25 protein-coding genes, 1 tRNA gene and 1 other RNA gene are annotated in these 22,543 nt (G+C 53.4%); 25 read left to right on the top strand and 2 right to left on the bottom strand.

Going from position 1 to position 22,543, the window contains the following annotated elements:
• Nucleotides 1-7 precede the first annotated feature (7 nt).
• The 4 genes from ftsY (at nucleotide 8) to rpoH (ending at nucleotide 3,601) form a co-directional block, all read left to right on the top strand.
• Nucleotides 8-1,075: a signal recognition particle-docking protein FtsY gene (gene ftsY / locus Q0X64_RS11470; protein ID WP_297813062.1), complete on the top strand. Its 1,068-nt coding sequence runs from the start codon at nucleotides 8-10 to the stop codon at nucleotides 1,073-1,075.
• Nucleotides 1,072-1,722: a cell division ATP-binding protein FtsE gene (gene ftsE, locus Q0X64_RS11465; RefSeq protein ID WP_297813059.1), complete on the top strand. Its 651-nt coding sequence runs from the start codon at nucleotides 1,072-1,074 to the stop codon at nucleotides 1,720-1,722. The genes ftsY and ftsE overlap by 4 nt, the downstream gene beginning before the upstream one ends.
• Nucleotides 1,719-2,648 (top strand): permease-like cell division protein FtsX, encoded by a 930-nt coding sequence (ftsX, locus tag Q0X64_RS11460; RefSeq protein WP_297813056.1) that lies wholly within the window; start codon nucleotides 1,719-1,721, stop codon nucleotides 2,646-2,648. The genes ftsE and ftsX overlap by 4 nt, the downstream gene beginning before the upstream one ends.
• Nucleotides 2,649-2,740: 92 nt before the next feature.
• The gene (rpoH, locus tag Q0X64_RS11455; RefSeq protein WP_297813053.1) at nucleotides 2,741-3,601 is read left to right on the top strand and encodes an RNA polymerase sigma factor RpoH; all 861 of its coding nucleotides are present in this window, start codon (nucleotides 2,741-2,743) and stop codon (nucleotides 3,599-3,601) included.
• Nucleotides 3,602-3,664: 63 nt separating this feature from the next.
• On the opposite strand, the gene fdxA is transcribed toward rpoH, so the two are convergent.
• Nucleotides 3,665-3,988, bottom strand: coding sequence for a ferredoxin FdxA (gene fdxA / locus Q0X64_RS11450; RefSeq protein WP_297813050.1), 324 nt, complete (start codon nucleotides 3,986-3,988; stop codon nucleotides 3,665-3,667).
• A gap of 169 nt (nucleotides 3,989-4,157) precedes the next feature.
• Here fdxA and Q0X64_RS11445 point away from each other — a divergent pair, with 169 nt between their 5' ends.
• The 13 genes from Q0X64_RS11445 (at nucleotide 4,158) to Q0X64_RS11385 (ending at nucleotide 13,077) form a co-directional block, all read left to right on the top strand.
• Complete coding sequence (locus Q0X64_RS11445) at nucleotides 4,158-4,451, top strand: lipopolysaccharide assembly LapA domain-containing protein (protein ID WP_297813047.1); 294 nt, start codon at nucleotides 4,158-4,160, stop codon at nucleotides 4,449-4,451.
• Nucleotides 4,452-4,456: 5 nt separating this feature from the next.
• Nucleotides 4,457-5,638 (top strand): lipopolysaccharide assembly protein LapB, encoded by a 1,182-nt coding sequence (lapB, locus tag Q0X64_RS11440; RefSeq protein ID WP_297813289.1) that lies wholly within the window; start codon nucleotides 4,457-4,459, stop codon nucleotides 5,636-5,638.
• On the top strand, nucleotides 5,635-5,985 hold the full coding sequence (arsC, locus tag Q0X64_RS11435; protein WP_297813044.1) for an arsenate reductase (glutaredoxin): 351 nt from the start codon (nucleotides 5,635-5,637) through the stop codon (nucleotides 5,983-5,985). Before lapB ends, arsC begins: the two co-directional genes overlap by 4 nt.
• 3 nt (nucleotides 5,986-5,988) lie before the next feature.
• Entirely contained in the window at nucleotides 5,989-6,579 is a 591-nt protein-coding gene (gene wrbA / locus Q0X64_RS11430; protein ID WP_297813041.1) for an NAD(P)H:quinone oxidoreductase, read from the top strand.
• The gene (locus tag Q0X64_RS11425; RefSeq protein WP_297813038.1) at nucleotides 6,576-6,950 is read left to right on the top strand and encodes a DUF2069 domain-containing protein; all 375 of its coding nucleotides are present in this window, start codon (nucleotides 6,576-6,578) and stop codon (nucleotides 6,948-6,950) included. The genes wrbA and Q0X64_RS11425 overlap by 4 nt, the downstream gene beginning before the upstream one ends.
• Before the next feature lie 35 nt (nucleotides 6,951-6,985).
• Nucleotides 6,986-7,213, top strand: coding sequence for a hypothetical protein (locus Q0X64_RS11420; protein ID WP_297813035.1), 228 nt, complete (start codon nucleotides 6,986-6,988; stop codon nucleotides 7,211-7,213).
• Nucleotides 7,214-7,348: 135 nt separating this feature from the next.
• Nucleotides 7,349-8,101 (top strand): biotin--[acetyl-CoA-carboxylase] ligase, encoded by a 753-nt coding sequence (locus Q0X64_RS11415; RefSeq protein ID WP_297813032.1) that lies wholly within the window; start codon nucleotides 7,349-7,351, stop codon nucleotides 8,099-8,101.
• Nucleotides 8,098-9,084, top strand: coding sequence for a type III pantothenate kinase (locus tag Q0X64_RS11410; protein WP_297813030.1), 987 nt, complete (start codon nucleotides 8,098-8,100; stop codon nucleotides 9,082-9,084). Before Q0X64_RS11415 ends, Q0X64_RS11410 begins: the two co-directional genes overlap by 4 nt.
• Before the next feature lie 19 nt (nucleotides 9,085-9,103).
• Nucleotides 9,104-9,194, top strand: a tRNA-Ser gene (locus Q0X64_RS11405).
• A gap of 78 nt (nucleotides 9,195-9,272) precedes the next feature.
• Nucleotides 9,273-9,614, top strand: a complete 342-nt coding sequence (locus Q0X64_RS11400) for a winged helix-turn-helix domain-containing protein (protein WP_297813027.1) — start codon at nucleotides 9,273-9,275, stop codon at nucleotides 9,612-9,614.
• Nucleotides 9,615-9,676: 62 nt separating this feature from the next.
• The gene (locus Q0X64_RS11395; protein ID WP_297813024.1) at nucleotides 9,677-10,435 is read left to right on the top strand and encodes a hypothetical protein; all 759 of its coding nucleotides are present in this window, start codon (nucleotides 9,677-9,679) and stop codon (nucleotides 10,433-10,435) included.
• Nucleotides 10,436-10,493: 58 nt separating this feature from the next.
• A complete protein-coding gene (locus tag Q0X64_RS11390; protein WP_297813022.1) occupies nucleotides 10,494-10,955 on the top strand; it encodes a hypothetical protein in 462 nt (153 codons plus the stop codon).
• Between the two features lie 16 nt (nucleotides 10,956-10,971).
• Nucleotides 10,972-13,077 (top strand): TonB-dependent receptor plug domain-containing protein, encoded by a 2,106-nt coding sequence (locus tag Q0X64_RS11385; RefSeq protein ID WP_297813019.1) that lies wholly within the window; start codon nucleotides 10,972-10,974, stop codon nucleotides 13,075-13,077.
• Between the two features lie 35 nt (nucleotides 13,078-13,112).
• Here the strand turns inward: Q0X64_RS11385 and Q0X64_RS11380 are convergent, their stop codons facing one another.
• Complete coding sequence (locus Q0X64_RS11380; protein ID WP_297813016.1) at nucleotides 13,113-16,490, bottom strand: EAL domain-containing protein; 3,378 nt, start codon at nucleotides 16,488-16,490, stop codon at nucleotides 13,113-13,115.
• 271 nt (nucleotides 16,491-16,761) lie between these two features.
• Here Q0X64_RS11380 and ffs point away from each other — a divergent pair.
• From ffs to infA, 8 genes are all read left to right on the top strand, one after another.
• Nucleotides 16,762-16,858: signal recognition particle sRNA small type (ffs, locus tag Q0X64_RS11375), an RNA gene on the top strand.
• Nucleotides 16,859-16,895: 37 nt separating this feature from the next.
• A complete protein-coding gene (gene dnaX / locus Q0X64_RS11370; RefSeq protein ID WP_297813013.1) occupies nucleotides 16,896-18,632 on the top strand; it encodes a DNA polymerase III subunit gamma/tau in 1,737 nt (578 codons plus the stop codon).
• A gap of 14 nt (nucleotides 18,633-18,646) precedes the next feature.
• Nucleotides 18,647-18,955: a YbaB/EbfC family nucleoid-associated protein gene (locus tag Q0X64_RS11365; protein ID WP_297813010.1), complete on the top strand. Its 309-nt coding sequence runs from the start codon at nucleotides 18,647-18,649 to the stop codon at nucleotides 18,953-18,955.
• 9 nt (nucleotides 18,956-18,964) lie between these two features.
• The gene (recR, locus tag Q0X64_RS11360; protein WP_297813007.1) at nucleotides 18,965-19,564 is read left to right on the top strand and encodes a recombination mediator RecR; all 600 of its coding nucleotides are present in this window, start codon (nucleotides 18,965-18,967) and stop codon (nucleotides 19,562-19,564) included.
• Nucleotides 19,565-19,595: 31 nt separating this feature from the next.
• Nucleotides 19,596-20,777, top strand: a complete 1,182-nt coding sequence (locus Q0X64_RS11355) for an HDOD domain-containing protein (protein WP_297813004.1) — start codon at nucleotides 19,596-19,598, stop codon at nucleotides 20,775-20,777.
• A gap of 4 nt (nucleotides 20,778-20,781) precedes the next feature.
• Nucleotides 20,782-21,504, top strand: coding sequence for a leucyl/phenylalanyl-tRNA--protein transferase (gene aat / locus Q0X64_RS11350; protein ID WP_297813002.1), 723 nt, complete (start codon nucleotides 20,782-20,784; stop codon nucleotides 21,502-21,504).
• Complete coding sequence (locus tag Q0X64_RS11345; RefSeq protein WP_297812999.1) at nucleotides 21,501-22,205, top strand: arginyltransferase; 705 nt, start codon at nucleotides 21,501-21,503, stop codon at nucleotides 22,203-22,205. Before aat ends, Q0X64_RS11345 begins: the two co-directional genes overlap by 4 nt.
• A gap of 52 nt (nucleotides 22,206-22,257) precedes the next feature.
• Nucleotides 22,258-22,476, top strand: a complete 219-nt coding sequence (gene infA, locus Q0X64_RS11340) for a translation initiation factor IF-1 (protein WP_009726411.1) — start codon at nucleotides 22,258-22,260, stop codon at nucleotides 22,474-22,476.
• The last annotated feature ends 67 nt before the right edge of the window (nucleotides 22,477-22,543 follow it).

Genomic DNA, 22,543 nt, shown 5'->3' with positions numbered 1-22,543 from the left:
AGAGAATATGTTTAGTTTCCTCAGAAAGAAAAGTAAAAAAACTGAGCCGGAAGCGGTATCAGAGCAGGCTGTAACGCCTGTTGAAAACACACAGGATGCAGACACCGAGGCCGAAGCGGCAGCGCCTGCTGAGCCGCGCGACAAACCGGGGCTTTTTGGCCGCCTGAAACAGGGCCTGAGCCGCAGCAGTAACAAGCTGACTGAGGGCTTTGCCAGCCTGGTGCTGGGTCGCAAAAGCATCGATGATGATCTGCTTGAAGAATTGGAAACCCAGCTGATTACCGCGGATCTTGGTGTTGAGGCCACCACGCGCATTATTGATGATCTGACTCAGCGGGTCGCACGCAAACAGCTAGGTGATGTCGAGGCACTATTCAATGCCATGCGCGATGATATGGTTACTATCCTGGAGCCCAGTGCCCAGCCGCTGGTGGTGCCAGAAAAACCCGGTCCTTATGTGATTCTGATGGTGGGCATCAACGGGGTCGGCAAGACTACCACCATCGGTAAACTCGCCAAACAATTCCAGCAACAGGGCAAAAAGGTCATGCTCGCCGCCGGTGATACCTTCCGCGCTGCCGCTGTGGAGCAGCTTCAGGTCTGGGGTGAACGCAACCAAATCCCGGTCATTGCCCAGCCCACCGGCGCCGACTCGGCTTCTGTCATCTATGACGCATTGGAAGCTGCCAAAGCCCGTGATGTCGATATTCTGATTGCCGATACTGCTGGTCGCCTGCACACCCAATCCAATCTGATGGAAGAGCTCAAAAAAGTGAAGCGTGTGATGGGCAAGGTCGATGATACCGCGCCTCATGAAGTCATGCTGGTTGTCGATGCTGGCACCGGCCAGAATGCCCTGCAACAGGCGCAACAGTTTGATCAGGCAGTGGGCGTCACCGGCATTACCCTGACCAAACTGGACGGCACCGCCAAGGGCGGTATTATTTTCGCCATTGCTAACAAAACCGGCCTGCCTATTCGCTTTATCGGCGTCGGTGAGAAGATTGATGATCTGCGGCCGTTCGAAGCCGGCGAATTTGTGGATGCTTTACTGGGAAGGGAAGACGACGAGTGATCCGCTTCAGCGACGTTTACAAACGCTACTCCAATCAGCACGAAGCCCTGTCCGGACTCAGCTTTGAGTTGAGCAAGGGTGAAATGGCTTTCCTCACCGGCCACTCCGGTGCCGGCAAAAGCACGTTGCTCAAACTGATTGCATTGATTGAGCGTAGCTCGCACGGCCAGGTCTGGGTCAACAACCAGAACCTGACCCGTCTGCCCAAGTGGAAAGTGCCGTACTACCGTCGCAAAATCGGCCTGGTGTTTCAGGATCATAATCTGCTGCATGACCGCACCGTGTTTGATAACGTGGCACTGCCTTTAATCATTGCCGGTGAAAACCACCGGGAAATCGGCCGCCGGGTACGCGCAGCGCTGGATAAAGTGGGCCTGCTCGGCAAAGAACGCAGCCTGCCGATTGCTCTGTCCGGCGGTGAACAACAACGGGTGGGCATTGCCCGCGCCGTGGTCAACCGACCGCCGGTGCTGCTGGCTGACGAGCCTACCGGTAACCTCGACCCGGCATTGTCACGCGAAATTATGGATCTGTTCGAACAATTCAATCAGGTTGGCGTCACGGTCTTCATCGCCACTCACGACCTGGAACTCATCAACCGCATGCCCTACCGCCGAATCACGCTGGAACAGGGAAGGCTGGCATGATAAAACTCAATATCCATAACTATTTCCTGCGTCATATGCAGGTGATGCTCTACAGCCTCGGACAACTGTGGCGAACACCGGCGGCCAGTGCCATGACAGTCATGGTCATTGGTATTGCATTGGCCCTGCCGGCTGGCCTCTATGTGCTGCTGAAAAATGTCGAACAGGTCAGCAGCCAGTGGGAGGATGCCAGCCAGATTTCTCTGTTCCTGCAGCACAACACGCCTGACAACCGCGGCAAGCAACTGGCCGAACAATTACTGAGCTGGCCGGATATCAATGCCGTGCATTATCAGAGCTCGCAGGATTCGCTGGCTGAATTCCGTCAGCTATCCGGCCTCGACAGTCTGCTTGATACCCTGCCCAGCAATCCTTTGCCGCCGGTCATCGTGATCCAACCCGAGCAGGGGCAAAATGAAACCGAGGCGCTGCAGGCACTGTTGGAGCGCCTGCAGAACATGCAGGAGGTCGAGCTGGCTCAGCTAGACATGCAGTGGCTTCAGCGCCTGCGCAGTATTAATCAGACGGGTGAGCGCGGCATCAGCATTCTGGCCGTTTTACTGTCACTCAGCGTACTGCTGGTGATCGGCAACACCATCCGCTTGGCCATCTTGAGTCGCCAGACTGAAATCAGAGTCATCAAACTGGTGGGCGGCACTAACGCCTTTGTGCGTCGGCCTTTTCTCTACACCGGCTTCTGGTATGGCTTGTTGGGCGGCATCATTGCCTGGCTGACGCTGCTGATGACATTATTGTTTATCAATGGCCCGGTCAATCGGCTGGCGACGCTCTATGACAGTCAGTTCATGCTGAACTGGCTCAGTGGCCAGATGTTTATTGCCCTGCCCTTGTTCGGCACGATTCTGGGTGTGCTGGGTGCATGGCTGGCTGTAGGCCGACACCTGAATACGATAGAGCCCACCTGACAGCAGGAACTTTTACCTGATTTGCTTATCATATAGTTGCAAATTCCTAATAAATGTTATTATTAGGCGATGACTCTCAGGAGACTGCGTAGATGACGAATAATGTGGCCCAATACGAAATGGCCTTGGCACCGATTGGTAATCTGGATGCCTACACCAGCCTGGTTCACACCATTCCTGTTCTTACCGCAGAAGAGGAATACGAGCTGGCGACACGCCTGCAAAACGATGGTGATCTGGAAGCTGCCCAGCGGCTGGTTCTTTCGCATCTGCGTTTTGTTGCCCGCATCGCCAAAGGTTACAGCGGTTATGGTCTGCCGGTTGCCGATCTGATTCAGGAAGGCAATATCGGCCTGATGAAAGCTGTCAAACGATTCAACCCTGAAAAAGGCGTGCGTCTGGTCTCTTTCGCCGTGCACTGGATTCGCGCTGAAATTCACGAATATGTGATTCGTAACTGGCGCATCGTCAAGATCGCGACAACCAAGGCGCAGCGTAAATTATTCTTTAATCTACGCAGCGCTAAACAACGTCTGGGTTGGCTTAACCAGGAAGAAGTGGAAGCTGTAGCCGAAGATCTGGGCGTCACACCGGCCAATGTGATGGAAATGGAACGTCGCCTGGCCCAGCCTGATACCTCTTTCGATTTACCGGCTGACGGTGACGATGAAGAAACCCACTTCTCCCCGGTCGCTTACCTTGCCGCGCCTGATAACAGTGATCCGTCACAGCAACTGGAACAGGATAACTTCAGTGACTATCAGCAGCAGAAGCTGGCTAATGCACTGTCGACGCTGGATGATCGCAGCCGTGACATCATCAGCCAGCGCTGGCTCAATGATGAGGATAAAGCCACGCTCCACACCCTCGCTGATCAATATCAGGTTTCTGCCGAAAGGATTCGACAGATAGAAAATAATGCGATGAAAAAACTCAAGAAACTGATGGCCTGAGTCATTATCCAGGCCAAAAAAAAGCCCGCTTAGAGCGGGCTTTTTTTTATCCGGGAGTGTCGGCTAGCGTTCAAGCAGCGGCGTTTTATCCGCTTTGCCGTCCCATTCCTCAGCGTCTGGCAAAGGATCTTTTTTCTCGGAAATCACCGGCCAGCTTTGTGATAATTCTTCATTAATCTGCAGGAAGTCCATTTGATCGTCCGGCAAATCATCTTCCGAGAAAATCGCTTCTGCCGGACACTCCGGCTCGCACAGGGTGCAGTCGATGCACTCATCAGGGTCAATAACCAGAAAATTGGGACCTTCGTGAAAACAATCTACTGGGCAGACATCAACGCAATCAGTATATTTACACTTGATACAGTTTTCTGTGACGACAAAGGTCATGCTGAATTCTCCAAAAACACGAGTGACGCGAGCTTGACTCGCTTTAATTATAGTTAAACCGCTATTTTACATGATTTAGCCCTATTCTGGGCAAGGCCCGTTTTTGCGGTATGATCATCAATCTGGGAGCAAAGCTTCCAACCTGAGCAATGTTAAGGGACTGCGCAGTATGCGAAAAATGTTTTTCTGGCTCTTGTTTGCCCTGATTTTTATTATCAGCGCTGCCTTTGCCGCATTTAATATGACCGCCGTTACGGTGAATTTCTACTTCGGTGATATCACGCTGCCACTGGCTGCCGTGCTGGTGCTGGCCATGCTTGCCGGTGTCGCTCTGGGGGTCATTGTGCTGATGATGAGCACGCTGAAACTGCGCTACGAAAACCGTCGCCTGCAACATAAACTGTCGGTCTCCGAACAGGAAATTAACAGCCTGCGGATCCTGCCGATTAAAGACAAGCACTGATCGTGATGCTGGAATGGCTGTTTTTTCTGCTGCCTGTTGCTGCCCTGTCCGGCTGGATGATGGCCAGGCGTCATTACAAACGCCGCTATCGTCCCCAGGACTCGGCTTTCAGTCCGGAGTACTTCAAAGGCCTCAACTACCTGCTGAATGAACAACCGGATAAGGCCATTGATGTGTTTATCGGCTTGCTGGAAGTCAACAGTGAAACGGTAGAAACCCATCTGGCGCTGGCTAACCTGTTCCGTCGCCGCGGCGAGACCGACCGCGCCATCCGTATTCATCAAAACCTCATTGCCCGTCCCACGCTCAGCGGCCAACAGCGAGTCCAGGCATTGGTAGAGCTGGGACTGGATTATATGAGCGCCGGGGTGCTGGATCGGGCTGAGCAGCTGTTTCTGGAACTGCTGCAACAGTCGCCACCACCATCGGAAGCGCCCAGACAGCTACTGCGGATCTACCAGCAGGAGAAGAAATGGCAGCAGGCCATTGATATGGCCAAACTGATCCCTGCCGATACCAAGCTCAATACCGATGCGCTGATTGCCCAGTTTTACTGTGAACTGGCCGAGCCGCTGAGCAAGCAGGATCGTCAACAGGCCATGACTCTGTTGCGTCAGGCTTATCAATACGATCCCAGCTGTGTTCGCGCCAGCCTGCTGGAGGGCAAAATGCTGATCAATGCGGGTCACAGCCGTAAAGCCATCAAAGTTCTACAGCAAATCGAACAACAGAATCACTATTATTTGTCCGAGGCGCTGCCACTGCTACAACGCTGTTACGAACAAAGTGGTCAGTCAGCACAGTTTCGTGGCTGGTTACAACAGTTGCTGGAGCGCCATCCCCAGCTCACCTCTGCGCGGCTACTGCTGACCCGGCTGCTCCAGAAACAGCAGGGCAACCAGGCAGCCCAGCAGTTTCTTTACCGACAGCTCTATCAACACCCTTCAGTGGAAGGCCTGCATCAATTAATACAGCTGGGTGAAGACAATCACCAGGTGCTGATTCCTTTAATTAAAGAGGTCACCACCGCTTTGATTCATAAAGGTGACCGCTATACCTGTAAAAACTGTGGTTTCTCCGGCCGCACGATGCACTGGCAGTGTCCCGGTTGCTCAAACTGGGCCACTATCCGCCCGGTCGAAATTCATTTATCTGCTTTGGAAAAACTATTGGAGCCATCTCGATGACCGCTATTCAGATTCTGCATAACCCGCGTTGCAGCAAGTCCCGACAAACGCTGGCCTTGCTGGAAGAAAAAGGGGTTGAACCGGAAATCATCAAATACCTTGATACCCCGCCCAGCGCCGCAGAGTTAAAGACGATTCTGGCAAAGCTGGGAATCAGTGCCCGTGATTTGCTACGCAAAGGCGAAGATGATTACAAAAAACTGAACTTGAAAGATCCCGACTTAAGCGAAGCCGCACTGATCGATGCCATGGTCAATCACCCCAAGCTGATTGAGCGGCCGATTGTCATCAATAACGACAAAGCCCGGCTTGGCCGGCCACCGGAATCGGTTCTGGATATTGTCTGAGCCATGGCCGATATCCTGATCCTTTATTACAGCCGCAGCGGTCATGTGAAAAGCATGGCGGAACAGGTGGCACGAGGCATTGAGACGGTCTCCGGCTGTCACGCCATGCTGCGCACAGTACCGCCGGTTTCCACGGTCTGTGAAGCCACCGAAGACAGCATTCCGGCGGAAGGTCATCTTTATGTGACCCATGATGATCTCAAACACTGCTCAGCCCTGGTGCTGGGCAGCCCGACCCGCTTTGGCAACATGGCTGCACCGCTCAAGTATTTTATCGATTCCACCAGCGATCTGTGGCTGTCCGGCGAACTGGCCGGCAAACCGGCGGCGGTCTTTACCTCAACCGGCAGTCTGCATGGCGGCCAGGAATCAACGCTGCTGTCGATGATGCTGCCGCTATTGCATCAGGGCATGGTGCTGATGGGGCTGCCCTACAGTGAACCAGGCCTGATGCTCAGCGAAGACGGTGGCACTCCCTACGGCCCCAGCCATGTGGCAGGCAGCCAGAACAACCGCAAGCTCAGTGACAATGAAGCACAATTATGCCGGGCGCTGGGTAAACGCATTGCCGAATTCACTATGAGGTTAGAATGAATCAAGTCGCCCTGTTCCGCTGGCTGACCCTGGCCAGCTATTTCGGTCTGATGCTGACTTTGCTGGGCTGGATTTTACTGGCTCCGCATACTGAGAACTATCCCACCTCAGCCATGCTACTACTGGGCGTCGTCCCCCTGCTGTTTCCGCTAAGAGGGCTGCTTTATGCCAGACCCTATACCCATGCCTGGACCAGTTTTCTGATGCTGTTCTATTTCAGTCATAGTGTGGGCGAGGTCTACAGTGCCGGTGGCAGTGGCATTTATCCATGGTTAGCACTGCTATGCAGCAGCGTCTGTTTCTGCACTTGTATTGTTTTTGTTAAAGTAGACGCAAAAAGACGACATGCATCACAAAACAAAACGCATTAACATGCTATAAATACATTGATTCTGGGAGACAGACAATGAATAGTATTTCAGCATTTCAATCAGGGATTGCCGGTGTACAGAACGGCGTTTATGGTGCAAGCCAGAACGCTAGTCAGATTGCCCGTGCCGATCAGCTCTCCAGTCAGCAACTGACACAGGAACTGGTATCGCTCAATGCCAACGAACGCCAGGTACAGGCGGCGGCCAAAGTGATTGAAACCAGCAATGAAATGATTGGCAGCCTGTTAGACATCAAAGTCTGACATCACAGCCCTTTCCCGGCGCTTCACAGTGCCATCCCGGCCCTGCTAAACTAGCGGCTCAATCTCAACAGCAAGACTTTTGACTTGAGCCAATCCCCTTTTTCACCGCTCACGACGGTTGCAATCAGCAAGGCCATGTCGGCTTCGGCGCAACAGCAACTTGATGACATCCTGGTTTATCCGCAAATAGACTCCACCAGCGACCAGCTGTGGCGGCGTTTCAGTGATGGTCAGCAAACCCCTGCGGTATGTCTCGCAGAATCTCAGACATCGGGACGCGGCCGCCGGGGAGATCAATGGCAGTCTCCTGCCGCCGGCAATTTATACCTGTCGCTGTTCTGGCCCAGTTGCGCAGAAACACCGCGTAACGGCCTCAGTATCGCCATGGGTATCAGCCTGATAAACAGCCTTAAAGAAGCTGGAATCAATCAGTTACAACTGAAATGGCCCAATGACGTGTTATACCGGCGACAAAAGCTGGCGGGAATTCTAGTAGAATCAAGGTTCAACAGTAAGCAATTTACGGTTGTGGGCATCGGCCTTAATTTCAAGCTTCCGGCGTCCACCCAGAACTTAATCCAACAACCCTCCACCAGCCTCGAACAGCTCTGTGACCCGGTTCCCTGTCGAAACTGGCTGGCCGGAAAAATAATTCAGAACATGATCGAGACAATACAAGTGTTTGAACACCGCGGCCTGAGTGACTTTCTTCCTCTGTGGCCACAATATGACGCCCTCCACGAACAGGCGATAACCCTGGTAGATGGCGAACAGCGTACCCCCGCCCTGGCCTGTGGCATTAATGAACAAGGCGAACTGCGTTACCTGCGTGACAGCCAGGTTCACCTGCTTTCCAACAGTCATATCAGCATCAGGTTTGCCTCATGAAACTGCTGGTCGATATCGGTAACAGCCGGGTCAAATGGACCGTAATGGATAAAGACGGTCTGGCCGACAGCCAAGACTTCCAACGTAGCAAAACCGGCATCAAGGCCTCACTGAATAAAGTCTGGAAATCATTGACAGACGTTGAAGCGGTGTTTGTGGCCAATGTTGCCGGTGACAAGCTGGCCCAGCAACTCACTGAATGGACGCAAAAACAATGGCAGTTAACGCCGACATTCGTTAGCAGCGAAGCCAAACGCTTCGGCGTCAGCAATGCCTATGATGAGCCGGAAAAACTGGGTATCGATCGCTGGTTGTCGCTGATTGCCGCCCGCCAGCATGCCCGCCAGGCACAATGTGTGATCGACTGCGGCACAGCGATGACGATTGATATTGTCAGCAAAACCGGCCAGCATCAGGGTGGTATGATCCTGCCGGGCCTGAGCCTGATGCGCAGTTCGCTGGCCGCCAACACCGACGCCTTGACCGAAGCCCCGGGTGAAAAAGAATTCAAAACCCTGGCTACCAATACATTCAGTGCGATTCATGCAGGGACGCTCTACAGTATCAGTGCCACACTGGAACGCATAATTAATGATCTCAGACAAGGCTTCGACAATCAGATCCGCTTCATCATTACCGGCGGTGACGCCATGCAGTTATTGCCCTTGTTACCTGACGATATTCACCACTACCCGGATATCGTGCTGAAGGGGCTGGCTTTTTATGCTCGCCAAGCCGACAGGAAAAAACGCAGTAATAAAAAAGCTGAAAACACTGCGCAGAACGAAGCGGAAACGGCAGAAAAGCCGGCAGTGCAACAGACCCAAGCTGCGCCTGAAAAGCCGCAAAAAAGCGATAAAGAAACCACTGGCAGCAAAGCAAAACCGCGCCGCAGCAAAGCCCCCGCTAAAAAAGATAAGACCCAAACTGCACCACAAAACGCGGAGAAACCTGACACAGCATTGCCAGACAAGGCGATCTGAGGTAATCTTCGCCCCCTCTGGAGAGCTGGCCGAGTGGTTGAAGGCGCACGCCTGGAAAGTGTGTATAGGTTTATAGCCTATCGAGGGTTCGAATCCCTCGCTCTCCGCCATTTTCCCTCCTTCCCTGCACGACCTTAGCGCTGTTGATGGGCTATAATCAGCCTAAGATTAACAGCTAACCATGACCTATGCCTGCAGTTGATATCAAACTTCGCTTTCCTTACCACGGCCTCTACGCGTTGGGACCCGGCAAAGCGGACTTACTTGATGCCATTATCGAAAAGGGCTCGATATCTGCTGCAGCAAAAACCATGGGCATGTCCTACAAACGCGCCTGGGATCTGGTCAGTACCATGAACAACAGCTTCAAACAGCCTCTGGTAGCTACCGCCACTGGCGGCAACCACGGCGGCGGCGCTCATATTACTGAATTTGGTCGTGACGTACTGCAACGTTATCGGCATATCCAGCGTCAGGCGATGGCTGCGGTCGAACAGGAAGCCCAAGCATTTAACGAGCTACTCCGTTAGTAGAGTTGGTTTATTGTCTTGCGTTGTATATGCTTGCATACAGCGAGTAACTGAATAGACACATGGCAAATAGCGAATCCAGCCGGATACTGCTGATTGGGATTGACGACACCGACAACCTGGAAAGTCGTGGCACTGGCTTCCATGCCCGCCACATCGGTGCGGCTGTGGGCGAGAATAACTGGGGCACGTGCCGGGTTATTACCCGCCACCAACTGCTCAAAAGCCCGCTGGTGCCGTTTACCTCGCATAACAGCGCGGCCTGTATCAGGGTAGAAACGGCCACTTCGGCTATGGCTGACATTGAAAGCTTTTGTAAGGCGTATCTACAACAGAACAGCGCCGAAGGCTCAGATGCCGGGCTTTGCTTGATGTGGCAGGAACAAATCCCGCTGACAATTCAACAGTTCGGTTTTGTCTGTAAACAGCAACTAGTCAGCCAGCAAGCCGCTTGGGATTTGGCTGAACAACATGCGATCAAGCTGTTTGGCCTTACCGGCACTAAAGATGGGGTTATCGGCGCCCTGGCAGCGGCGGGCCTCAACGCTTCGGGCAGTGATGGCAGGATGCTGTGGTTGGCTGGAATGCGCGAATTAGCTGGGCAGACAGTTACGCTCGAGGCTCTACTTGCACAGACCGGGATTGAGCTGGTGCAGAGTCTGCAAGGACTGGTATTAACCGATCCGGCATGCCTGATTGCGATGGGGCCCTGGCCCCGTGGTATCTGGCTGGGTGGCAAGGCTACCCTGCTGGTTGAACCTGATACGGAGAACGCTGATGGCTGGCAAGTCGCTGCCAAAGACTATCTCAGGAAATTCTGAAGCGCATAGATCAAACGGCTGGCAACTGCTGCTGATATTCTCGGCCGGGGTCCTCGCCGTGTGGTTTCACGAGGCCCTGCGCTGGCCGCTCAACCTACCCGGTCGCCATGGCCTGGAACTGATGGCGATTCTGATGTTTGTACGTCTGAGCGCACCACAGCATTACGCTGCAACCCTGGCTGCCATGGGCGGCGTATCCGCCTCTTTACTGTTCAATGATGCTGCCGGCGTGGGCAGCCTGATTTTACTTGCCCAGGGGCTGTTTATTGACAGTGCCCATCGCCTGCTCAAGCACCACAGCCTGACGTTATGGCTGATGATGGTTGTCACTGCCTTGGCACACATGCTTAAACCCATGATCAAGTTCGGCTTCCAGTCCGGCATGGGCATAGTCAGTGATTCGCTCAGCCATGGCCTGCTTTACCCGCTCATTACCCACTTCAGTTTCGGTCTAATCGGCGGCCTGGCCGGATTATTGGCCTGGCGCTCGCTGCAAAAAAACAAGTCCGACCAACCCTAAACCAAGGCAACCCATCATGAGAACAACACCCACTCATCATGTCAGCCGTTATAGTTCAAAGAATATAGCGAAACCTATTATCAATACCACGTTGAGTTTGATGGCTTTGACCGTCAGTAGCGGTATTGCTGCCAAAGCAAACAGCGAAGATGTTTACCCGCTGGGACAAATCGTCGTCAGCGAAGACGTCGAAACGGCGAGTCAGTTCCGCATTGAACGTCAGGATATGGAGCGAATCAGCGCCCGCAGCCTTGATGATGCCATCAGATTGCTACCCTCACTCAATGTCCGCAATGGCGCAGACGGTACGCCGCGAATTGATATCCGGGGCCTCAGAACCCGTCAGATCAAACTGCTGGTCAATGGTATTCCGTTTAACTCGACTTTTGACGGCCAGTTCGACCCTACCCTGATTCCAACGCTGGGCATAGGGCGAATCAACCTCAAAGCCGGCGGTTCGTCAGTGCTTTACGGTGATGGCGGCATGGGCGGTGTGATGGATATTCAGACCCGCGGCCAATTCGACGGTTTGCGCAGTGGTGTCAAAGCCGAACTGGGCAGCGATCATTTCTGGCACGGCAACGCCTACGCTGGCTATGGTGATGAAAACAATGATTTGTTTATGGCTGCCGGGATCCGCTCCCGCGATGGTTTTCCAATGTCGGATAATTTTGATTCGCCCATCGGTGTCGACACTGATAATTTCCAGGATACCAATGAGCGTAATAACAGCGATTACCGGCGTAAGAATTATCTGCTTTCCTATAATCGGCAGGTGACTCAAAAACTCAATCTGGGTCTGTTTATCAGCCACCTGCAGGGTGATTACGGCAAACCCCCTATCGCTTTTGATAACAGCGATCCTTTCTCACGTCGGGCCCGCTATGAGCGTACCGAAGATCAGCGAGGCACCACACTGCAGCTTGGCGGTGATTATGCTTTCAATGACAACTGGGGCGCCAAACTCTGGTTGTTTCATAACCAGTTGGAAGATACCGAGTTAAGTTTTGATGATGCCAGCTATAACAGCATCAGCCAAAACAATAGTTTCCGGCTGGATAATGAAACCCGTATCCGTGGACTGCATGCCCAACTTGACGGGCTGATTACATCGACATCCACCGAAATCGCTTTCAGCGTCGACAGCCGCAATGAAGACTTCGACTCCAGTGGTGTCGAATGTAATGCTTCCGGTGGCGGCGGTGGCGGCGGTGGCGGCGGTGGCGGCGGTGGCGGCGGTGGCGGCGGTGCCTCAGGATGCGATACCCCGTCCGACTTTACCAGCATTGATTTAAATAAAGATATCGATGTCACCTCCTATGCCGTCGAAGTCACCCAACCCCTGCCCTACCAGATGACCCTGGTGGCAGGCATGGCGCATCACAAGCTGGATAAGGATGGCGGCCAGGATGAAAGCGAGCAAAGTGCGCGGCTGCTGTTGAGCAAAGCCGTGAGTGCATCGTCCTCGGTGTATGGGTCTGTCTCACGCAAGGTGGATGCGCCCAGTATTCGCCAGTTATATGAGAGCCGTGGCGGTAATGACAGCCTGGGCTTTCAGCGTGCCAACCACCTGGAAGCAGGCTATAACAAACATTGGCAACAGGCTGATCTGAACATTGCTTTCTGGCATTCAAAAGTCTATGACTTTATCGAACGCAACAATGACACTGATGAGTTCGAAAACCGCCAGGAGCTCGAACTCAAAGGCATTGATATCAGCGCCCAAATCCGCCCCACTGACAAACTGACTGTCCGTGCAGCATTGGGTTTATTGCGGGCCCGGGATGACTCCAGTGATGCGGCTTCCAGCACCCTGCAATACCGGCCTAAGCAAAAGCTGAGCCTGGATGCCGATTATAGGGTCAATGCTGACTGGACGGTGTCGGGCACGCTGATTCATATCGGTGAGCAGGCCTATTTTGCACGTGGTGGCAGCAGTGAGCACCGAGAACTGGACAGCTATGAACTGGTGGGTGCCAAGCTCAGCTACCAACTGCCAGCGCAATCGGGCCAGGTTTATATCGGCGTTGATAACCTGTTTGATGAGGACTATCAGACCAGCTATGGCTTTCCGCAGGCCGGGCGATTTCTCTACACCGGTATTAATCTGAACTGGGACTAATTATTGATTGGGCGTTCCCCTTTCGCCCCGGCTGATCAGGGACGATCGGCTGTTTTCCTGTCAGCGCTGGCAATCTGATCACGAACGTACTGTTCAAACTTGGCCAGCGGCAAGGGTTTGGCAAACAGGTAGCCCTGCAGCCACTGACAGCCGATTTGTTCCAGGATCAAGCGCTGGCTGTCAGTTTCCACCCCTTCGGCAATGACGGCAATGCCCAGGTGGCGGGCCATATCACTGATCGCTTCAATAATCGCCCGGTCATTTTCATCCGATTCCAGATCACGGACAAAGGAACGGTCAATCTTCAGATAATCGACATCCATTTCCTTGAGATAGGACAGTGAGGAATAACCGGTACCAAAATCATCAACTGCGATCTGCACATTGGCTTCACGCAGTTTTTTCAGTAACACCCGGCTTTCAGCGTGACGTTGCATCAGCACACTCTCGGTGATTTCCAGTGTCAGTAATTGGCCATCAATCCCCTGCTCGCGAAGATGTGCCAGCCAGTCAAGTCGACCGCGCTGGTTGCCGAAATTATGGGCTGAACGATTGACCGACACATGTACATCCCCCAGACCTTCTTGTTGCCAGTTTTTGATCTGCTGACAGACCTGTCTGAAAACAAAGTCATCAATTTTCTCGATCATGCCCATGCGTTCGGCCTGGGGCAGAAATTCCGCCGGCGCAATCAAGCCCCGTTCCGGATGCAGCCAGCGCACCAGCGCCTCGGCACTGATATCCAGCTCATCGCCGGTAGCAATCAGCGGCTGGTAATAGACCTCAATTTCACCGTTTTCAATCGCGGCTTCCAGTTCATTGATAATGAACGTTCTGGAACGCCAGCTTGATTCCAGTTCCGAAGTATAAAACTTGAAGGCACTGCCGCCCATATCCTTGGCGGCGTACATGGCACGGTCGGCATTCTGAATCAACATGCCGGTATCCAGCGCATCATCGGGATAAAAAGTAATGCCGATACTGGTGGTGATCCGCAGCGTCTGTTCCTCAATGGTAATCGGCTGCTCAATATCGCTGATCAGTTTCTGGGCAATATTAACTGCATGACTCTTGCTATCGAAGTCACTCAGAATAATGGTGAACTCATCCCCACCCAGCCGGGCCACCGTATCCACTTCGCGCACACAGTCGCGGATCCGCAATGCCATTTGCCGTAGCAACTCATCACCGAATTCGTGGCCCAGCGTATCGTTGACGTCCTTAAAACGGTCCAGATCCAAAAACATCAGGCACAGCTTTTCCTGTTCACGCCCTGATCGCAGTATGGCCTGCTGCAGTCGGTCGGTAAACAGCCGACGGTTGGGTAAGTCGGTCAGAATATCGTAATTGGCGTGACGCTCGATTTTAGCCTGGGCTTCCTTGACGTCGGTGATATCAGAGAACACGGCGACCATATTGCTGATCCTGCCGTTATCGTCATACACCGCAGACATCGACACGTAGGCCGGGAAGGTCTTGTTATCGCGATGATGGCTCTGTATTTCACCCCGCCAGATCCCTTCGCTTTCGATGGCGCTGGAGAAGTCTTCCGATAACTGCCGGTATTCACTCTCGCTGAGTCCGCTCACCAGAAAATCGGGATATTCGCCCAGCACCGACTGCTCGCTATAGCCGGTAATGCGGGTAAAGGCCGAGTTCACAGCGATGATGCGCTTGCTGTCATCAGTAATCATCATCGCTTCACTGGTAGAGTTGAATGCCACATCCGACAACAGCAGCTTCTGCTCGGCCTGTTGCATTTGTCTGAGCACCTGGCGAATGCGCTTTTCCGATGCCTGCGCCCGATTCGTGGCTGCCGTCAGTTCTTCGGTACGCTGATTGACCTCCTCGGCCACCCGATGGGTGCGTCCGGTGATACTCAGAAACAGCAGCGAGAACAACCCGGCGAGCAGAAAGCCGCCTATCAGCGCGAAAACGGCCAGCTGCGTAGTATTGCTGTTGAGGAAGTGCTCGGTGGGCGTGAACTGCAGCCGCATGCTGCGGCCCGCCATCTCAAATGCGACTTCATGGCTGATATCGGTGTCTATGCTGGACGCCTGCTGATAGTAATACTCACCAGTGAGTTCATCCTGCCATTTCAACGTGAAATCGCGCGTGCCGCTGTCACGCAGAATCTCATTAATAAAATCGTCGATACGAATCACGATATTAACCAGCCCAGCCACCTGGCTGCGGGCCGGATCCAGCGTCAAATTGCCGCTGGCTCGCTGATAAACAGGCCGGTAGATAAGTAGGGCATCGATGCGGCTGTTATCACGCAGAATTTTAAGCGGTGGTCTGGCGTAGGGACGGCCTGTTTCGATGGCCTTTTCAATGACCTGCCTGGACACCGCTGAAGAGGTTGGGTCAAAGCCGCGCGCCGGCTTGTTATCCCATTCGGGTTCAAGGAAAGTAATCGGATAATACACTTCACGTTGACCCGCTGGTCCCAGTTGCCCTCTGGCCACGAATTCCGTAATTGAAAAACCGGGCCCGAAATAAGCCTGCTGCTCTGCCTCATAGGCAGCACGCTGTTCAGCAGTGATCCTCGGCAGCCACTCAACCACCTGAATATGTTGATTATGGGCTGTGGCCCAGCGCACAAATTCACTGAACTCTTTCCGCGTGACTTCTTCGGAAGACACAAATAACTGGGCAACACTCTCCTGGATCAGTTCCTCGGCACGTAAAGCCACCTGGAATAGAGTGCCGGCTTCCTGAGTACGGATACGGAAACGATCATCCAGCCGATTATCTTCAAACTGTTTGATGTTGTGCGTCAGGGTCACGATCACCAGTAATGACACCAGCATCTGTATCCCCATTAACCAGCGTCTGCTGCGCCAAAGTTGGCGTGGCTGGCCGGTGAAGCTCATAAGCAGCGGCAAGGTAACCAGAATGCCCAGCGAGTCGCCGGCCCACCACCCGGCCCATGTGGACCAGTAACTCAGCCCGGCCTCGCTGAAAACATGCATGGTGCTGACGCTGATACTGGCACTGATAAGACAAACCAGCGGCACAAATACCAGAAACAGCAGAATTTCACGATCATCACTCAAGGTCAGCGGATCACTGACAAAGCGCTTCAGCATCAGGGCACCCACTGCTGCCTGCAGCGCTGAGGCCAGCGCTATCACCATGGGTAAAGCATGAGACACAAGCGTGAAAGAGCCCTGCTCACTGGCTACCAACAGGTTCAGCAAATAAGAACCAATAAGCACACCGGGCAAGACCCGCCACAGTCGATAGGACAGACAGAACGCCAGCGCAATGCCGGCCGGAAAAAAGACAACAGCGGTAAACTCATTGATCGCCGAGATTTTCAGGCTCAGCAATCCGGTCGCCAGATACAGCAGCGCAACCAGCAGATTACTGATTAGGCCTTTCATTGAGTGGCGCGTTGTTTGGGACAAAAAATTCTCCGCTTCGGGTTCTGGGCCAGTCAGGCGACTTTGCCTGACTGCCGGGCAATCAATTTGCGGTTTGCCTATCAGCTTATCGGTTGATTCTATCCTCTCAACAGCTTTTTTAGAATCTGATTGCGCAAATCAAACGCAATTATTGCTGAGTTTCAGACAGGTCTATCGCTAAGTGCTTGTTTAACGGGGACTGGTCCGGCGGTGTATTTCGGTGATGGAAAATCTCGTCATTAACACCTACAATATGGGGTTCTATGGTGGCCTGCATCGGTCTCCTCGCGACGATATGTTGGTCAACCCGTCAGGCCCGGAAGGGAGCAGCGGAGCCTTCGGACTCGGGCGCCGAGATTCGGCTGGTGTGGGTCACCACCCTAACTGATCAAGGGTGACGTTTAGCTGATGAGTTATCTGGTTCTGGCCCGCAAGTGGCGACCTAAATCGTTTGCCGAAGTCGTCGGCCAGCAGCACGTATTACGGGCGCTGATAAATGGTCTCGATCAAGACCGGCTGCATCATGCTTTCCTGTTTTCAGGCACCCGCGGCGTCGGCAAAACCACCCTTGCCCGTATTCTTGCCAAATCCCTTAACTGTGAACAAGGCGTCAGCTCCACACCCTGTGGCGAATGCCAGAGCTGCATTGAAATCGATAACGGCCGCTTTGTTGACTTGATTGAGGTCGATGCTGCTTCGCGTACCAAAGTCGATGACACCCGCGAATTACTCGACAACGTGCAATATGCCCCCAGCCGTGGCCGCTACAAAGTCTACCTGATTGACGAAGTGCACATGTTGTCCGGCCACAGCTTTAATGCACTGCTGAAAACACTGGAAGAACCCCCACCCCACGTTAAATTCCTGTTTGCCACGACTGATCCACAGAAACTGCCGGTCACCATTTTGTCGCGTTGCCTGCAATTCAACCTGCGCCGACTGGAACTGCCGCAAATCAGCGACCATCTCGCCTTTATCCTGCAACAGGAAAATATCCAGTTCGAAACTGAGGCCCTCACGCAAATCGCGCGGGCTGCTGACGGTAGCATGCGTGATGCATTGAGCCTATTGGATCAGGCGATTGCTTTCGGTGGCGGTGAAGTCAGCAGCGATACCGTGTTTCAGATGCTGGGTAGTATCAGTCAGCAGCAACTGACCCTGTTGCTTCACGCATTACAGCAACAGGACGCCAAAGCCCTGCTGGCGCAATCCGCCGAGTTGGCCGCTTTGGGCCGCGATTTCGGGGTGGTGTTTGACTATATGCTGGCCGCCTTGCAACACATCGCTACGCTGCAACTGGTGCCAGATATGGAAAGCACCGAATCCAGCAGCGCCGAACTTAAAGAACTGGCCCAACTGTTTGATGCTGAAACCGTGCAGCTGCTATATCAGATAGCCCTGCATGGTAAACGTGACTTATCCTGGGCTGCCGATCCACAAAGCGGCTTTGAAATGACGCTGCTGCGTATGCTCAGTTTCCGGCCGGCCCCGCCACCGACGGAGTCAGAGGAGACAGCGCCGCTAAAAAAGTCGCCACCGCCCAGTAAACCGGCCGTGACTCCACCGCCGGTGAGTCAAGCGACCCCGCCTGAAACGCCGCCCATTACCGAAGCTGCGGTTAAAACAGCGCCCGCCGCACCCCGGCCAGAAACGCCACCAATCGACCAAGCAGCGCCTGCGCCCGTTACTCAACCGGTTACTGCTGCCAATGATGCTGAGCCTGGATCTGCCGGCCAGAGGCCAGATCTGGATCTGACGCCGGACAACTGGACCCGCATTATTGCCGAACTCAAACTGTCCGCTTTGACCCGGCAACTGGCAGAAAACAGTGCCTTAGTCCGGGTCGAACAGCAGGCCGTGCATTTATCACTGTCGCCGGAACTAGCACATCTGGCTACTGACAAATCCAAGAAACGACTCTGCGACGCGCTGTCCACCAAACTGGGACAGGAACTCAAGCTGGTGTTTGCCGAGCCCGCCGATGTGCAGGATGCCGGCCCCACGCTGGCAGTGGAACGTGCCGCTCTGGCAGCAGAGAAGCAACAACAGGCGGTTGATGCGATTAATAATGACCCGGCAGTGGAAATCATCAAAAACACTTTCAATGCCCGTATAATTGAGCAATCAATCAAACCTATCGATTAACAAAAGGAATGGCCATGAAAGGTGGATTAGGCAACCTGATGAAGCAGGCCCAGCAGATGCAGGCCAATATGGAAAAAGCCCAGGAAGAACTGGCTAAAGTAGAAGTCGTCGGTCAGGCCGGCGGCGGCATGGTCAAAGTCACCATGACCGGTAAACATGATGTCAAACGCATCGAAATCGAAGATACCTTGTTCGAAGATGACAAGGAAATGGTGGAAGATCTGGTAGCGGCAGCCATCAATGATGCAAACCGCCAGGTCGAAAAAACCACGCAGGAACGCATGTCTGGCATGATGCCACCCGGCATGAAGATGCCCTTTTAATATCACGCTATGGCCAGTCTCGGACCCAGTATTGACGAGTTGATGCAGGCTTTGCGCTGCCTGCCCGGTGTCGGCCCCAAGTCGGCGCAGCGGATGACCTTTCACCTGCTGGAACGTAACCGTGATGGCAGTGAACGCCTGGCAACGGCATTACAAAAGGCATTGAACAATGTGCGTCACTGCCAGCGCTGCCGGATTCTGTGTGAAAGCGATCTTTGCATCCGCTGTCAGGATATCCGCCGTCAGCAGGATTTGCTCTGCGTGGTGGAAATGCCCAGTGATGTGCTGACTATTGAACAGGCCACGCAATATCAGGGGCAGTACTTTGTATTGTCAGGGCACTTGTCACCGCTGGATGGCATCGGCCCGGAAGCTTTGGGTATCCCGCAACTGGCCGAGTGGCTGGATCAGGGCACGGTGGAAGAAGTCATTCTGGCTACCAATCCCACGGTGGAAGGGGAAGCCACCGCCCACTACATCAGCGAACTGGCCCGCGCCCGTAATATCAAGGTATCGCGGCTGGCACATGGCATTCCACTGGGCGGAGAGCTGGAATTTATTGACAGTGGTACACTGTCACATGCCTTCTCCGGTCGTGAATCAATCTGAGAAGACTGATTTTTAACAAGAGCATCTGACCATGGATGAACAACCTGTGCCTTTTGAGTTGCTAAAGACCTTCAAGGGTTTGATTCATCGCCAGCCGCTGTTCACCCCCAACCGGCTCAATGTGGACAGTTATCACCTCTCGTTCCTGGATTTGCAGGGCAGCAAGCTGGATGATGACAGCGCGGTACCCGACTTTATTGAACAACTGCCCAACATTCTCAAAGGCATCAGTCACCGTCAGCAGGCCTTGCTCACTATTCCCGAGTCCTGGCAGGATGCCCTGCTCAATTTATCCGATATCGGCATGTCTCTGACGCTGGATATTAACGGTGATGATGTGCCGCAGCTCAGCAACAAGGCTTTCAGCTTCGCCGGCCATGCCCGTAATGATAATGACAGCCGCGCCCAGACGCTGCTGATCGACCTGGAACAGTTCCGGCCACAGGTGCTGACCGACTATCTGCCTCAGTGGCGTCAGCAACATCAGATCCTCTGTGCCACCAATGTCAACGCGGCCGCCGAATATCAGTTCTGTAAAAGTCAGCGCCTGGATCTGCTGCAGGGGATTTTCTATACCCTGCCCCAGGCCAAGGAAAAGCCCAGTGCCAGCCCCGCGCAGCAAACCCTGATGGAAGTGCTGGTGAAACTGCAGGAGCCCGATATCGAACCCGATGATTTGGCTGCCACCATCAATCAGGATGTCAATCTCAGTTATAAACTGTTGCGGCTGATTAACTCGGCCTTCTTTGGCCTGCCACGCGAGGTCAACAGCACCAAACAGGCCGTGATGATGCTGGGCTTCAATAAAATCAAAACCTGGGCCAGCCTTTTGTGCCTTGCCGGTATGGATGACAAACCCAACGAACTGCGTGGAGTGGCCATGATCCGGGCGCGCATGTGCGAGCTATTAGCCAAGTATTACCGCGGCCAGCCTGATGCTTTTTTTGCCACCGGCCTGTTTTCCACCCTCGATGCCATTCTGGACCGGCCGATTAGCGACATCACCGAAAACCTGCCTTTGTCCGAGGAGCTGAAAATCGCCCTGAATCAGCAGAAAGGCCCGGCCGGTTTTGCCCTTCATGACGCACTGAATTACGAGCGTGGCGAGTGGCAGTTACTGCAACATTCCCCTATCCCCAAAGAAGTACTGGTCAGAACCTATCTTGATTCCATAAACTGGGCTAAGGAACTCAATTTACAACTGCAAGATTGATTCTATGTCTATCACTTGGTTAGCGGCCACAACCCGCAGTCGCTTCCCGCCGGTTGAACAGGCCACAGAACATGGTTTGCTGGCAGCGGGGGGAGACTTATCCGCAGAACGGCTGCTTGATGCCTACCAGCATGGTATTTTCCCCTGGTTCAACAAAAATGATCCGATCCTCTGGTGGTGTCCTGATCCCCGTATGATCCTGCACACTGATCGGGTGCATATCAGCAAAAGTCTGAAACGCCAGCTGCGCAAGCAATCGTTCAAGGTCACCCTGGACCAGGCATTTGAAGAAGTCATGCATGCCTGCTCCGCGCCCCGCGCCAATCAGCCCACCGACCCGGATAACCGCACCTGGATCCATGACGAGATGATTATGGCCTATAATGAACTACATAGGCTGGGTTATGCCCACAGTGTCGAAGTCTGGCAACAAAATCGCCTGGTGGGCGGTCTCTATGGTGTGGCTATGGGCAAGGCATTTTTTGGTGAATCCATGTTCAGTTTTGTCACTGACAGTTCCAAAGTGGCACTGGTCGCTTTGTGCCAGCAAATGCAGCGCTGGCATATGCCGCTGATAGACTGCCAGATTTACTCGGATCACCTGTCCCGGATGGGCGCTGAAGAAATGCCGCGGGCCGGCTTTATTGAACAACTTCAGCAACTTTGTCATCAGCCGGCAGTGCTGGCACCTTGGCAGCTTGATGCCGATTTACCGGTGATCACATGAGTCTCGATTTTTATCAGGATCAACCTCACGCCTGCTCCTACCTGGAAGGCAGACGGGCGCGGAATATTTACCCTGATCCGACTAAACCGGCCAGTAAAGCCCTATACAGCCAGTTGATCGAACATGGCTTTCGCCGCAGTGGCGATCATATCTACCGGCCTTTCTGTCCGGACTGTGATGCCTGCGTGCCGGTGCGTATCGATGTCAATAACTTCCGGCCCAACCGCAGTCAGCGACGTTGTTTGAACAAAAACCGTGATATCGAAATGAAAGTACGGCCGGCCGAATTCCATTTCGAGCATTTCGCACTCTACAGCCGCTACCTGGCTGGCCGTCATCCCGGCGGCGGTATGGATAACCCCACCACCGACAGCTACATCAACTTTCTCACCAGTAGCTGGTGTGATACCGCCTTTATCGAGTTTCGTCTGGGTGAAAAACTGGTCGCGCTGGCCGTCACCGACTTTATCAATCAGGGGGCATCGGCCTTCTACACCTTTTTTGACCCCGCTATGGATAAACGCAGTCTGGGGACTTTTGCCATACTCAAACAAATAGAACTGGTAAGAAATTACGGACTTTCATGGCTTTATCTGGGTTACTGGATCGAAGAAAGTCCCAAAATGCGCTACAAAACCAAATTCTCAGCGCTGGAGGCCTACCGCTCCAAATGGCGTAAAGTTGATAAAAACTTTGAATAATCAGTGATATTACGGCAAAATGATCGTTTTACCTCAAGGTCATTAAGAGTTTATGGCAAAAGAAGATCATATTGAATTTGAAGGCACAGTCATTGACACCATGCCTAATACCACTTTCCGTGTCGAACTGGAAAACGGTCACGTGGTCACTGCCCATATTTCAGGCAAAATGCGTAAAAACTACATCCGCATCCTGACCGGCGATAAAGTCACTGTTCAACTGACTCCCTACGATCTGAGCAAAGGTCGCATCGTCTACCGCGCACGCTAATCAGCAGCCATGCCGCGCATGGCCTTCCCTGATCTTTTTACCCGCTGCTGCTATCAGCCCTCAAGGG

It is taken from the genome of uncultured Methylophaga sp. (genome assembly GCF_947259025.1).
In the GTDB taxonomy this organism is placed as follows: domain Bacteria; phylum Pseudomonadota; class Gammaproteobacteria; order Nitrosococcales; family Methylophagaceae; genus Methylophaga.
The sequence above is the reverse complement of the archived record's forward strand: the minus strand, read 5'-3'. Positions and strand labels throughout refer to the sequence as shown.